The sequence below is a fragment of the Streptomyces sp. NPDC002817 genome, assembly GCF_053592055.1.
Map to the genome: position 1 here is coordinate 148495 of NZ_JBSFUY010000007.1, position 13868 is coordinate 162362.

10 protein-coding genes are annotated in these 13868 nt (G+C 71.2%); 3 read left to right on the forward strand and 7 right to left on the reverse strand.

The annotated features are described in order from the left end of the window. Positions 1-176: 176 nt before the first annotated feature. The gene (locus tag ACWD3I_RS16055; RefSeq protein WP_365413141.1) at positions 177-2984 is read right to left on the reverse strand and encodes a helix-turn-helix transcriptional regulator; all 2808 of its coding nucleotides are present in this window, start codon (positions 2982-2984) and stop codon (positions 177-179) included. 144 nt (positions 2985-3128) lie between these two features. Then, positions 3129-3953, reverse strand: coding sequence for a helix-turn-helix transcriptional regulator (locus tag ACWD3I_RS16060; protein ID WP_365413139.1), 825 nt, complete (start codon positions 3951-3953; stop codon positions 3129-3131). Between the two features lie 114 nt (positions 3954-4067). Between ACWD3I_RS16060 and ACWD3I_RS16065 the strand changes: the two genes are divergently transcribed. Both ACWD3I_RS16065 and ACWD3I_RS16070 read left to right on the forward strand, forming a co-directional pair. Beyond that, positions 4068-5732 carry an AMP-binding protein gene (locus ACWD3I_RS16065; protein WP_365413137.1) on the forward strand — a complete coding sequence of 555 codons (1665 nt, stop codon included), beginning with the start codon at positions 4068-4070 and terminating at the stop codon, positions 5730-5732. Beyond that, positions 5729-7315, forward strand: coding sequence for an AMP-binding protein (locus tag ACWD3I_RS16070; RefSeq protein WP_365413135.1), 1587 nt, complete (start codon positions 5729-5731; stop codon positions 7313-7315). The genes ACWD3I_RS16065 and ACWD3I_RS16070 overlap by 4 nt, the downstream gene beginning before the upstream one ends. Here the strand turns inward: ACWD3I_RS16070 and ACWD3I_RS16075 are convergent. Together ACWD3I_RS16075 and ACWD3I_RS16080 are read right to left on the reverse strand one after the other, a co-directional pair. Then, positions 7312-7815, reverse strand: coding sequence for a GNAT family N-acetyltransferase (locus ACWD3I_RS16075; RefSeq protein WP_365413133.1), 504 nt, complete (start codon positions 7813-7815; stop codon positions 7312-7314). The two genes, ACWD3I_RS16070 and ACWD3I_RS16075, sit on opposite strands and share 4 nt — an antisense overlap. A 70-nt stretch (positions 7816-7885) precedes the next feature. After that, entirely contained in the window at positions 7886-8566 is a 681-nt protein-coding gene (locus ACWD3I_RS16080; RefSeq protein WP_365413131.1) for a hypothetical protein, read from the reverse strand. 167 nt (positions 8567-8733) lie between these two features. Between ACWD3I_RS16080 and gcl the strand changes: the two genes are divergently transcribed. Continuing rightward, complete coding sequence (gene gcl, locus ACWD3I_RS16085; RefSeq protein WP_365413129.1) at positions 8734-10521, forward strand: glyoxylate carboligase; 1788 nt, start codon at positions 8734-8736, stop codon at positions 10519-10521. Between the two features lie 253 nt (positions 10522-10774). Here gcl and ACWD3I_RS16090 read toward each other — a convergent pair whose 3' ends face one another. The 3 genes from ACWD3I_RS16090 to ACWD3I_RS16100 all read right to left on the reverse strand — a co-directional run bounded on the left by ACWD3I_RS16090 (position 10775) and on the right by ACWD3I_RS16100 (position 13822). Further along, on the reverse strand, positions 10775-11011 hold the full coding sequence (locus ACWD3I_RS16090; protein WP_266820930.1) for a hypothetical protein: 237 nt from the start codon (positions 11009-11011) through the stop codon (positions 10775-10777). A gap of 288 nt (positions 11012-11299) precedes the next feature. Beyond that, positions 11300-12757: a catalase gene (locus ACWD3I_RS16095; protein ID WP_365402066.1), complete on the reverse strand. Its 1458-nt coding sequence runs from the start codon at positions 12755-12757 to the stop codon at positions 11300-11302. Positions 12758-12931: 174 nt separating this feature from the next. After that, complete coding sequence (locus ACWD3I_RS16100; protein ID WP_365402069.1) at positions 12932-13822, reverse strand: 2-hydroxy-3-oxopropionate reductase; 891 nt, start codon at positions 13820-13822, stop codon at positions 12932-12934. Positions 13823-13868 lie beyond the last annotated feature (46 nt).

Below are 13868 nucleotides of genomic sequence, written 5' to 3' on the forward strand. Positions count from 1 at the left end.
GTGGTGCACGGGGGTCGCGGGACCGACCCCCGTATGCCCGGGCGAGCGGCACGTTCATAACCTAGAACTCGGAAGTTCCCCTTCCCAATGAGGGAACCCCCTAAGGGAGTTGGACAGGGAAAACCCTCGATGGGAGCACGGCAAACCCGCCGCGGGTCAGGAGAGCCCGCGGTCCCTCACTTGGTGCGGCGCCCCGCCGCCAGTCGGACGATGTCCACCCGTGACCGGATCCCCAGCTTGCGGTAGACCCGGGTCAGGGTCGCCTCGACCGTCTTGACGCTGATGAACAGCCGGGCGGCTATCTCCCGGTTGGTCGCGCCCTCCATGACGAGCGCGGCGACCTGACGCTCCATCGAGGCGAGGCCGTCCAGCGCGTCCGCCGCCGGTACGGGGGCGGGCTGCTCCGGCGCGACGACCGGCTGGGCGGTCGCCGCGTCCACCTGACGCAGCCAGGGCAGCGCCCGGCAGCGGCGGAACAGCCTTGCCGCCTCGTCGTACGACGTCGGTCTCGGCAGCCTGGTGCGCAGCTGGACCACCGCGAAGGCGGTACGGGCCTCCTCCAGGCCGTAGCCCAGCTTGGCCAGCCGGTCCTGCACCGACGTCAACCGGGCCAGCGCGGCCTCGTGTTCGCCGCGTGCCGCGCGCACCAGGGCCTCCGCGCGGTCCACCACCGCGAGCACGCTCTCCCGGCCGAGCCGCAGCGCCTGCTCGCGGGTCACGTCGACGACGTCCTGTGCCTCGCGCAGCTCGCCGATCCGGACGAGGGCCTCGGCGAGGTCGCCCTGCCAGCGGCCGCGCGCCGGGTCGGTGATGCCGAGCCCGTGCTCGAGCTCCCGCACCCGGCGCAGCGAGCGAACCGTTCCTTCCGCGTCCCCGGCCACCAGCTGGGCGTATCCGAGGGCGGCCAGGCCGCGGGAGACGTACATCTGGTCGCCGTCCCGTTCGGCGTGCTCGACCGCCTCCCGGGCCAGCTCCAGCGCCCGCTCGACATCGCCGCCGGAGGCCTCGCAGAGCGAGGTGAGCACGGCGGAGGCCACCTCGCCGATGCCGGTGTCCCGGGCCAGCATGAGGCTCTCCCGGGCGAGGTCGAGGGCGCGTCCGCAGTGCCCGGAGCGCAGCTCGGTCTCGGCGACCCCGCGCAGGAAGTGCACCTCGCTCTCGACGGACCCGCGGCGCTGCACCTCGCGCAGCAGCGCGGTGACCGTCGCGCGCGCCTCGGACAGCTGGTCGCTCATGATCAGCCAGCGGAACCGCGAGTAGCCGGCCCCGTTGTGATGGCACGCCACCCTCGGGTCCTGGGGTTCCTCCAGCGCGCGTTTGATGGTCGCGGGGGCGTCCGGGTGGCCCATCAGGGTCTCGATCTGGGCCTGGAAGGCGAGCGCCATCAGCTCGTTGTAGCGGTCGGCGGCCTGCGCGGCCAGCGCCGCCGAGTGCGCGGCCTCCTCGCGGGCCTGGTCGAAGTCGCCGTCCACGAGCAGGGCCCGCCAGGTCAGCTGGTAGTGGATCAGGGCGAGCAGCTGGGGGTCCTCGCCGGCGTCGGCGAGGGCCTGTGGGAAGACCGAGTCGACCTCCGTCATGGCGTGGCCCGCCGTGTCGATCACGATGATCCAGGCCCGCACGCGGTCCGCGGGCACCGTCGCCCGGGTGAGCACGTCGCGGGCGATGTCCCGGGCGAGGTCCAGCTCGCCCGCGGTGATCGCGTCCTCGGCGGCCTGGAGCCGGCGCACGTCGGGGGTGCCGTCGGCCGGGGTGTGCCGGGCGGCGAGCAGTCCGAGGGAGGCGGCGACCGAAGGGGCCCCGCGGTCCCGGGCGAGGGTGGCGGCCTCGGCGAGGCTGTTGGCGGTCCTGGGGTCGGTGCCGGTGGTGGCCAGGGCGAGGTGCCGGGCCCGTTCGATCGGGTCGGAGGCCGCCTCGGACAGCGCGGCGTGCGCGGCCCGCCGTTCGTGCGCGGGCGCCTCCGCGTACAGCGCGGCCGAGATCAGCGGATGCGCGAACCGTACGGCGGGCCCCTCGGGTTCGGTGGCCAGCAGCCCGAGCGCCGCCGCCTGGGCGGTCTCGGCCTCCGCGTTCTCGCGGCCGGCCGCGCGCAGCAGGGCGGGGGTGGGGCGGGCGCCGGCGCTGGCGACGAGGAGGGTGCGGCGGGCTTCGTCGGAGAGCATCTCCAGACGGTTCAGGACGAGGGCGCGCAGCGAGGTGGGCACCGGCAGCGGTTCGCCCGGGCGGGGCGGGGTGGGGTTCTCGCTGAGGGCGCGGCCGAGTTCCAGGGCGAAGAGCGGGTTGCCGCCGCTGGTGCGGTGGATGTCCCGGACCGTGGAGCGGGGCAGACCGGTGTAGCCGCGGTGGCCGAGCAGCTCGGAGACCTGGGTGCGGGTGAGCGGGTTGACGCGCAGGGCGAGGGTGTCCGGCGGGGACGCGCGTAGATGACGGTCGTACTCCTGGCCCTCGGTGCGTACCGCGCACAGCATGCGCACAGGTGTCTCACCGAGCCGGCGGGCGGCGAAGCCGAGGAGCTCGGCGCTGGCCGAGTCCAGCCACTGCACGTCGTCGGCGACGATCAGCACGGGACCCTCGGCGGCGAGCGCCCGCAGCGCGGAGAGCACCGCGAGGCGCAGGGCGAGGCCGTCGCGCTGCAGGGTGGACTCGCCGCGGCCGGTGAGCGCCGACTCCAGCGCGGTGAGCTGGGCCGCGGGCAGTTTGCCGGACACCTCGTCGAGGACCAGACCGAGCAGATCGGCGAGGGCGAGGAAGGGGAGGTGGGATTCGGACTCGGTGGCCGAGCAGCGCAGCACGGTGCGGGCCGCGCCGCCGTTTTCCGCTGCCAATGCCCGCAGGACGGTCGACTTTCCTATTCCGGCCGGGCCGTGCAGGAGCACGCTGCCGCCCCTGGCGAGCTGCTCACGGGCCTGGCCGAACACCTCGTCCCGGCCGATGACCAGGTCAGGGCGGCATCTGGCAGGCTCCTTGAAGTCCCGTCGCACGGTCACCGCTCCCCTCGTGTGTCGTGTCCGGGCCAAATTCTAGGCAAGGTCTCTTTGAAATTCGGACCGACGACGCGGTGAGGGAAATAACAACCTTGCAGCATGGAGAAATTCAAAGTGCCGCTCCATGAATGAATTGTCAACGGTGTGTTACGGCAGCACTCCCGCCCGGCGCGCCGCCACCACCGCCTCCCCACGGGTGTGCGCACCCAGCCTCCGCATCGCCGAACGCAGATAGCCCTTGACCGTCTCGGGCCGCAGCCCCAGTCGCTCGGCGGCCACCGCGTTCGTCGCCCCCGCGGCCACACAGGCCAGGACGTCCAGCTCACGGGGGGCGAGACCGATGTCCTCGGCCGGTGCGCCAGGGGCCAGGAGCCCGCAGGCGTCCAGCAGTTCGGCCCGCAGCGCCGGGTCGGTGATCCGCGGCGCCAGGGCCCGCAGGGCCGCATGCGCTTCCCGCACCTGTTCCCGGCCCACGGGGTCGACCGTACGGGCCGTCTGCGAAGCCTCCACCAGCCCCCGCGCCTCGTCCCGCACCACCAGCGCCTGTTCCACGTCCCGCGCCGCGTCCACCGCCGCGCTCAGCGTGCGGTCACCCAGCGGCTGCGCGGTGCGCAGCGCACCGTAGAGCACGCCTCGCACCCGGCGCCGTACGACCACGGGCACCGCCACGATCGCCCGCAGTCCCTCGGCGGCGACCGGCAGGTCGTACTCGTGGCTGATCTGCTGGGAGGAGGAGTAGTCCGTCACCGCGCAGGGGCGGGCCAGAGCGACCGCCTTGCCGCCCAGGCCGCTGCCGGAGATCACCGCGAGCGAGCGGAGCGCGGCGGTGGCCGTGCCGCTCAGTTCACTGATGCGCATCTGCGGTCGCCCCGGCTCCACCAGCCCGCCGAAGGCGACGGGCAGCCCCGTCGTCCGCCGCAGCCGCGCCAGCGCACCGCGAATCTCCACCGTCCCGGCCGTGTCCACCGCCACGCGTTCGTCCCTTCGCTGCAGCGCACACCCCCGTTCGGGGGTAGTGAGACCTGCATCACGGATTACACGATGGCAGAGAGCCGCCCGGCAATGGTCCGGCACAGAGGAGAAGACATGACGACGGCCGCCTTCCGCAGCGCGCGGGACTTCCTGCTGCAGCATCGCGAGGACTACGCGACGGCCTACGACGGCTTCGGCTGGCCCCGACCCGACCGCTTCAACTGGGCGCTCGACTGGTTCGACGTCATTGCCGAGGGGAACGACCGGACGGCCCTGCACATCGTCGAGGAGGACGGCGGCGAGGTCCGGCTCTCCTTCGCGGAGATGTCCGAGCGCTCGGACCGCGCCGCCAACTGGCTGCGCGCGCAGGGCGTGGGCGCCGAGGACCGCATCCTCGTCATGCTCGGCAACCAGGCCGAGCTGTGGGAGACGGCCCTCGCGGCGATGAAGCTCCGCGCCGTCGTCATCCCGGCCACCCCGCTGCTGGGCCCCGCCGATCTGCGCGACCGGGTCGAGCGCGGCCGGGTCCGCCATGTGCTCGTACGCGCCGAGGACACCGACAAGTTCGACGACGTGCCCGGCGGCTACACCCGGATCGCGGTCGGCGGGGCTCCCCAGGGCTGGCGGCGGTACGAGGACGCCTACGAAGCCTCCCCGCGGTTCACGTCCGACGGCGAGACCCGGGCGGACGACCCGCTGATGCTCTACTTCACCTCGGGCACCACCGCCCGCCCCAAGCTGGTCGAGCACACCCACACCTCGTACCCGATCGGGCACCTGGCCACCATGTACTGGATCGGTCTCCAGCCCGGTGACGTGCATCTGAACATCTCCTCGCCCGGCTGGGCCAAGCACGCCTGGTCGAACCTCTTCGCGCCGTGGAACGCGGAGGCGACCGTCTTCATCCACAACTACACACGCTTCGACGCGGCCCGTCTGATGGCGGAGATGGACCGCGCGGGCGTCACGACCTTCTGTGCCCCGCCGACCGTCTGGCGCATGCTCATCCAGGCCGATCTGACCCAGCTGCGGACACCGCCGCGCGAGGTGGTGGCCGCGGGGGAGCCGCTCAACCCCGAGGTCATCGAGCAGGTGCGCCGGGGGTGGGGTGTCACCATCCGGGACGGCTTCGGACAGACCGAGACGGCCGTCCAGGTCTCCAACAGCCCCGGCCAGCCGCTGAAGACGGGCTCCATGGGGCGGCCGAGCCCCGGCTACCGGGTGGAACTGCTGGACCCGGTGAGCGGTGCGCCCGGGGCCACCGAGGGCGAGATCGCGCTGGACCTCTCGGGGCGGCCGGTCGGTCTGATGACCGGCTACCACGGCGACGCCGACCGTACGGCGGAGGCGATGGCCGGCGGCTACTACCGCACCGGGGACGTCGCCGCGCGGGACGAGGACGGCTATCTCACCTACATCGGCCGCAGCGACGACGTCTTCAAGGCCTCCGACTACAAGATCAGCCCCTTCGAGCTGGAGAGCGCCCTGCTGGAGCACGAGGCGGTGGCCGAGGCGGCCGTCGTGCCCGCGCCGGACGAGCTGCGCCTCGCCGTACCCAAGGCCTATGTCGTCCTCGCCGAGGGCTGGGAGCCCGGCCCCGACACCGCGAAGGTGCTCTTCGAGCACTCCCGTGACGTCCTCGCCCCCTACAAGCGCATCCGCCGCCTGGAGTTCGCGCCGCTGCCCAAGACCGTCTCCGGCAAGATCCGCCGGATCGAGCTGCGCGAGGCCACGGCCGCCGGCTCGGACGCCGAGTACCGCGAGGAGGACTTCCGGTGACATCCCTGTCGTACAGCCATGGAACGAGCGGCACTTCGCTGCTCGGCGACACGATCGGCGCCAACCTGGACCGGGCGGTCGCGAGTTGGCCGGACCGCGAGGCGCTCGTCGACGTGCCGTCCGGGCGGCGCTGGACGTACGCCCGATTCGCGGCAGACGTCGACGAGTTGGCGTACGCGCTGCTCGCGAGCGGTGTCGCCAAGGGTGACCGGGTGGGCATCTGGGCGATCAACTGTCCCGAGTGGGTGCTGGTCCAGTACGCCACCGCCCGCATCGGCGCGATCATGGTGAACATCAACCCGGCGTACCGCACCCATGAGGTCGAGTACGTCCTCAACCAGGCCGGGGTCTGTCTGCTGTTCGCCTCCCTCGGTCACAAGAGCAGCGACTACCGCGCGATGGTGGAGGAAGTGCGGGGCAGGTGCCCGTGGTTGAGGGAGACCGTGTTCATCGGTGACCCGGGCTGGGACGCGCTGATCGCGCGGGGGACGCCGGTGCCGTACGAGGAACTGTCCTGCGACGACCCGATCAACATCCAGTACACCTCGGGCACGACGGGCTTCCCCAAGGGGGCGACCCTCTCCCACCACAACATCCTCAACAACGGTTACTTCGTGGGCGAGATGATCGCCTACACCGAGCAGGACCGGGTCTGCGTCCCCGTGCCCTTCTACCACTGCTTCGGCATGGTCATGGGCAACCTGGCGGCCACGTCCCACGGTGCCTGCGTGGTGATCCCGGCCCCGTCCTTCGACCCGAAGGCCACCCTGGAGGCCGTCCAGCAGGAGCGCTGCACCTCGCTGTACGGCGTCCCGACCATGTTCATCGCGGAGTTGAACCTCCCCGACTTCGCCTCCTACGACCTGTCCTCGCTCCGCACCGGGATCATGGCGGGCTCGCCCTGCCCGGTGGAGGTGATGAAGAGGGTCGTCGGCGAGATGAACATGGCCGAGGTGTCGATCTGCTACGGCATGACGGAGACCTCGCCGGTCTCCACACAGACCCGGCGCGACGACGACCTGGAACACCGCACGGGTACGGTCGGCCGCGTCCTGCCGCACGTCGAGGTGAAGGTCGTCGACCCGGCCGGCGTGACCCAACCTCGCGGCACGGCCGGTGAGTTGTACACCCGCGGCTACAGCGTGATGCTCGGCTACTGGAACGAGCCCGAGAAGACCGCCGAGGCCGTCGACGCCGGGCGCTGGATGCACACGGGGGACCTCGCGGTGATGCGGGAGGACGGGTACGTCGAGATCGTCGGCCGGATCAAGGACATGATCATCCGGGGTGGCGAGAACGTCTACCCGCGCGAGATCGAGGAGTTCCTCTACGCCCATCCGAAGATCGCCGACGTCCAGGTGGTCGGCGTACCGCACGAGCGCTACGGCGAGGAGGTGCTGGCCTGTGTCATCGCGCGCGACCCGGCGGATCCGCCGACGCTGGAGGATCTGCGGGCCTTCTGCGACGGGCGGCTGGCCCACTACAAGGTGCCGAGCCGGTTGCAGGTGCTGGAGTCCTTCCCGATGACGGTGTCCGGGAAGGTCCGCAAGATCGAGCTGCGGGAGACATACGCGGTGGACTAGTCCCGGCGCATGCAGACCCTGGGCCACCGGTCGAGGCCGAGCCCGGCCTCATGGGCTCGGATCTTCCGCAGCCCCGGGGTGAGCTCGGCCTCCTCCAGCACGCGGAAGCCGAGGCGCTCGTAGTACGGGGCGTTCCACGGGACCTCGGCGAAGGTGGTCAGGGTGAGACCGGCCAGGCCCTGCGCACGGGCGCGCTCACCGGCGTACGAGAGGAGGGTCCGGCCGATGCGGCGGTGCGCGAAGTCGGGGTGGACCGAGATCTGCTCGATGTGCAGGGCACCGTCGACGGGCTCGGCGACGAGGTAGGCGGCGGGCCGTTCCTCGGCGTCGACGGCGACCCAGGCACGGCCGGCCCGGCGGTACTGCTCCAGGACGTCCAGGGAAGGCGGCTCGTCGTCGGCGACCGCCGCCATGCCGAGGCCGCGGAAGGGGGCGCCGGCGGCGCGCTCGATGCCCTGGAGAACGGGGAGTTCGGCGGACGTGACGGGGCGGATACGCATCCGGCGAGTATGGCGGAGCGGGTGGCTGCGGCGCCCTGGGATTCCGCGGCCGCCCCCGCCCGCCCACGGGCTACGCGCCGGTCGAGTCCAGTTCGTCCGCCAGGCTGTTCACCGGCTGGGGTGTGCCTGTCAGGTCGAGGACGAAGAGGGGGACGCCGAGGGTGTCGGCGACGGCGCGTGCCTCGGTGGCGTAGCCGGACAGGGAGAAGTAGACGCAGGCCGCGGACTCCGTCATGGCCGTGAGCCACAGGCACTCCACGTCGCGCAGGGAGGCCGGGCGGACGGTCGGGTCGACCTGGGCGAGGAGGCCGCGGGCGGCGATGCCGATGCCGTTCGGTGGGCGTTGGTCGGCGCGGCGGATGTCGCGGTAGCCGAGCCAGCGGAGATACAGGGCCGCGGCCGTCACCGCGTCGCGTGCCGTGCGGATCGTCACCGGCTGGAAGGCCCGCCGCGGGGTCGGCTCGGCCCGCTCGACGGCGGCGCCCGCCGTGACCGGGATCCGCAGCACCGTCCCGCACGGGCAGCCCAGCTCCGGATGCGGCCACTCGCCCCGGCGGCCGCAGGAGGCGCACAGCACGGTGACCCAGTCGTCCTCCCAGGAGCGGTGCGAGATCGCCGTCGCCCGGGCACGCGGATCCAGCGGCGGCACCACGGGTGCGCCACACGCACACGGATACTCCGGCGCCGTGAAGAGATGCTCGCGCCGGCAGACCGGGCAGCGCACCGCCACGCTCTCGGACATGGAGCCCATCGTCCTCCAGGAAGCCCCCGCTTGTCCGTCTCTTGGCGACTCTTGACGGCCTCCGCCTCCCCACTTACATTGTTTCCAGATAGTAGAAAACACTTTCCGCATTACGGAAGTACTCGCGGCGGGGCGCGACGGGAGTACACGTCCGACAGCCGAAGCAGGAGTACTCAATGGCTCGTATGACCGCTGCCCGCGCGGCAGTCGAGATCCTCAAGCGCGAAGGCGTCAGCAACGCGTTCGGTGTGCCGGGCGCGGCGATCAACCCCTTCTACGCGGCGCTCAAGGCCTCCGGCGGGATCAACCACACCCTCGCCCGCCATGTCGAGGGCGCCTCGCACATGGCCGAGGGGTACACGCGCACGCACCCGGGGAACATCGGTGTCTGCATCGGTACCTCCGGCCCGGCCGGCACCGACATGATCACCGGTCTGTACTCCGCGATCGGGGACTCGATCCCGATCCTGTGCATCACCGGCCAGGCCCCGACCGCCCTGCTCCACAAAGAGGACTTCCAGGCCGTCGACATCGCCTCCATCGCCAAGCCGGTCACCAAGATGGCCGTCACCGTCCTGGAGGCCGCGCAGGTTCCCGGCGTCTTCCAGCAGGCCTTCCACCTCATGCGCTCCGGGCGTCCCGGGCCGGTCCTCGTCGACCTGCCGATCGACGTCCAGCTGACCGAGATCGAGTTCGACCCGGAGACGTACGAGCCGCTCCCGGTCTACAAGCCGGCCGCGAGCCGTGCCCAGATCGAGAAGGCCCTGACCTTCCTCCTGGAGTCCGAGCGTCCGCTGATCGTCGCCGGCGGCGGCATCATCAACGCCGACGCCTGCGACCTGCTGGTCGAGTTCGCGGAGCTCACCGACACCCCGGTCGTCCCCACCCTGATGGGCTGGGGCACCATCCCGGACGACCACGAGCTGAACGCCGGCATGGTCGGCCAGCAGACCGGTCACCGCTACGGCAACGCCACGTTCCTGGAGTCGGACTTCGTCCTCGGCATCGGCAACCGCTGGGCCAACCGGCACACCGGCTACAAGCTGGACGTGTACCGCGAGGGCCGCAGGTTCGTCCACGTCGACATCGAGCCGACCCAGATCGGCAAGATCTTCGCCCCGGACTACGGCATCGCCTCCGACGCCAAGGCCGCCCTCGAACTCTTCGTCGAGGTCGCGCGCGAGCTCAAGGCCGCCGGCAGGCTCCCGGACCGCTCCGCGTGGCTCGCCTCGCACCTGGAGCGCAAGGGCTCGCTGCACCGCCGTACGCACTTCGACAACGTGCCGATGAAACCGCAGCGCGTGTACGAGGAGATGAACAAGGCGTTCGGGCCCGACACCCGCTACGTCACCACCATCGGCCTCTCCCAGATCGCCGGCGCGCAGATGCTGCACGTCTACAAGCCGCGCCACTGGATCAACTGCGGCCAGGCGGGACCGCTCGGCTGGACCATCCCCGCGGCCCTCGGTGTCGCCACCGCGGACCCGGAGGCCCAGGTCGTCGCGCTCTCCGGCGACTACGACTTCCAGTTCATGATCGAGGAGCTGGCGGTCGGCGCGCAGCACCGCATCCCCTACGTCCACGTCCTCGTGAACAACGCCTACCTGGGGCTGATCCGGCAGGCGCAGATCGGTCTGGACATCAACTTCCAGGTCAACCTGGAGTTCGAGAACCAGAACTCGCCCGAACTGGGCGTGTACGGCGTCGACCACGTCAAGGTCGCCGAGGGGCTGGGCTGCAAGGCCATCCGCGTCACCGAACCCGACCAGCTCCTGCCGGCCTTCGAGGAGGCCAAGAAGCTGGCCGCGCGGTACCGGGTGCCGGTCGTCGTCGAGGCGATCCTGGAGCGCGTGACCAATATCGCGATGAGCCCGACCGCCGACATCAGCGCGGTGAAGGAGTTCGAGGAGATCGCGACCGAACCGGGCCACGCGCCCACCGCGATCATCCCGATCAAGGCCTGACCGGCCGCACGGCTCCACCGCTCTCCCGAGGGGGCGGCCCAACCGGGGGGTTGGGCCGCCCCCTCGGCACGTCCCCCCGGTGTGGATCCCCCGCCGGGGCCCGCCGCCCCCGTGCCGGCGGGCCCCGTGTAGAGGAGAATGTGCCCGCACCCGGGGGCTGTTGAAGCCCCCGGAGGCGGGTTCAGAGGTTGATTTGAGGGTTCCGTAGCCCGCCTACGCCCCGTGGCGTAGGCGGGCTCACTGCGTACGGTGCTCAGCGCTCGTGGTGCTCGGACAGGCCCGGCCAGTCGTCCGGGCCACCGCCCTGCCACTCGACGATGTCGCTCACCTCGACCTCGACCACGTCGAGATCGGCGAGGCGCAGCAGCTCCACGACGTCGTCCAGATGGGAGGCGACGCCGAGGTTGTGGTCGTCCGCGGTGACCCGCCGGGAGCCGTCCAGGGCCGGCGAGTGCACCACGACGTGCGGATGGTGCGCTGGATGTGCCATGCCTCCAGCGTCCTGCGCGGACGCCGGGCGCGCACCCCGGAGACGGCAAAGAGCGCCCGCACGGGACCGTCCGTGCAGGCGCTCTTCGTCTCTACTGGGACCGCGGCGGCAGCGACGGAGCCGGGGCGCCCTTCCCTCAGGTCGAGAAGGGGGTCCGGTCCTTCACCACCGCACTGGCTCGCACGCCGCCGCGGTCCGCACCCTGCCCGTGCCCCGTACCGAGGACCACCCCTCATCCGGGTCTCCCGGCGTTCGGGCGCGAGCAGGGAGCTCTTCTCCCGGGGAGGCTCAGTCCTCGCGCAGGGCGCGGACCGCCTCCTCCACACGCTTGCCGTACTCCGGGTCGGCGGCGTGGAAGTGGGCCAGGTTCTTCTCGATCACGTCGTCGCGGGAGACCTGGGACAGGCCACCGGCGATGTTCGCGACCAGGCGGGACTTCTCGTCCTCGGACATCAGGCGGTACAGCTCACCGGCCTGGAAGAAGTCGTCGTCCTTGGTGTGCTGCGGGGCCTCGTGCGTGCCCGTCCAGCCGTGGAGGGCCAGCGGCGCCGACAGCGGGCGGCCGGTCTCGACCGGGCCGTGGTACGAGTTCGGCTCGTAGTTCTTCGCCGCGCGGCCCTGGGAGTTGGACGCCATGAGGCCGTCACGGCCGTAGTTCTGCGCCGTCGTCGCCTTCGGGGCGTTCACCGCGAGCAGGGTGTGGTTGACGCCCAGACGGTAGCGGTGCGCGTCCGCGTAGGCGAACAGCCGGCCCTGGAGCATCTTGTCCGGCGAAGGACCGATGCCGGGCACGAAGTTGTTCGGGGAGAACGCGGCCTGCTCTACCTCGGCGAAGACGTTGTCCGGGTTGCGGTCCAGGACCAGCCGGCCCACGCGCTGCAACGGGTGGTCCTTGTGCGGCCACACCTTGGTGAGGTCGAAGGGGTTGAAGCGGTAGTCCGCCGCCTCGGCCGCCGGCATGATCTGCACGTACAGCGTCCAGGACGGGTTCACGCCCCGCTCGATGGCCTGGAGCAGGTCCGTCTGGTGCGAGTTGGGGTCTTTGCCCGCGATCTCGGCACCCTGCTCGGCCGACAGCGACCGGACGCCCTGGTTCGTCTTGAAGTGGTACTTGACGAAGAATGCCTCGCCCTCGGCGTTCGTCCACTGGTAGGTGTGCGAGCCGTAACCGTTCATGTGGCGGTACGACGCCGGGATGCCGCGGTCGCCCATCAGCCAGGTGATCTGGTGCGTGGCCTCGGGGGCGTGCGCCCAGAAGTCCCAGACGTTGTCCGGCTCCTGCTTGCCGGTGAACGGGTCGCGCTTCTGCGAGTGGATGAAGTCCGGGAACTTGATGGGGTCCTTGATGAAGAACACCGGGGTGTTGTTGCCGACGAGGTCGTAATTGCCCTCCTCGGTATAGAACTTGAGCGCGAAGCCGCGCGGGTCGCGCACCGCGTCCGCACCGCCGAGTGAGTCGGCCACGGTCGAGAAGCGCAGGAAGACCTCGGTGCGCCTGCCGACGGAGCTCAGGAAGTCGGCGTGTGTGAAGCCGGTGACGTCGTCCGTCACCTCGAAGTAGCCGTACGCGCCGGAGCCGCGGGCGTGCACCACGCGCTCCGGGATGCGCTCACGGTTGAAGCGGGCGAGCTTCTCCAGCAGGTGCTGGTCCTGGAGGAGGAGCGGACCGCCGGCGCCGGCGGAGGCGGAGTTCTGGTTGTCGGCGACCGGGGCGCCGGACTCTGTCGTGAGCACGCGCTGCGACATCAAGGACCTTCCGTACGAGAGTCAGCGGAGGCTTCGGAAAGGAACTTCCGCTTTGTGGAGCCTAGGTTTGGGGCGATCTGGACGTCAACACTTTGTTGAAGTTGATTCCGGGCGGCGCCGCCGCTTGGGCGCGACAGGACAGGTGTCAGCAGCGGCACCGCCCGGGGTCTTCGGTCAGACCTGGGCGCCGGAGAGGCGCTCCACGGCCCGAAGCAGTGCGGAGTGGTCCAGTCCGCCGTCGCCCTGCGCACGCAGCGAGGCGACCAGCTGGGCGACGACCGCGCCGACGGGCAGGGCCGCGCCGACGTTGCGGGCGGCGTCGGTGACGATGCCCATGTCCTTGTGGTGCAGGTCGATGCGGAAGCCCGGCCTGAAGTCCCGGTTGAGGAAGTTGTCCTTCTTGCGGGTCAGCACGGTCGAGCCCGCGAGGCCGCCGTTGAGGACGTCCAGCGCGGCCTTCAGGTCCACGCCGGACTTCTCCAGGAAGACCACGGCCTCGGCGCACGCCTGGATGTTCACGGCGACGATCAGCTGGTTGGCGGCCTTCACGGTCTGGCCCGAGCCGTGCGGACCGCACAGCACGATGGTCTTGCCGAGGGCTTCGAGGATCGGCTTCGCGAGGTCGAAGTCGGCCTGCTCGCCGCCGACCATGATGGACAGCACGGCCTCGACGGCGCCGGCCTCGCCGCCGGACACCGGGGCGTCCAGGACGCGGATGCCCTTGTCCTTCGCCGCCTTCGCCAGGTCGACCGAGGTCTGCGGGGTGATCGAGGACATGTCGATCACGAGGGCGCCCGGCCTGGCGTTCCCGAGGATGCCGTCGGGGCCGTAGGCGATGGCCTCGACCTGCGGGGAGGCCGGCACCATCGTGATGACCACGTCGGCGTCCCTGACGGCCGCGGCGATCGAACCGGCGGCCTTGCCGCCGGCGGCGGCCAGGCGGTCCAGCTTGTCCTGCTCCAGCGTGAAGCCGGTGACGTCGTAACCCGCCTTGATCAGGTTCTCGGACATGGGGGAGCCCATGATGCCGAGGCCGATCCAGGCGATCTTGGGGAGTGTGCTCATGGTGAGGGTGCCTCTCTCGGTACTTCTCTACGTCTGTGGGTTGGCG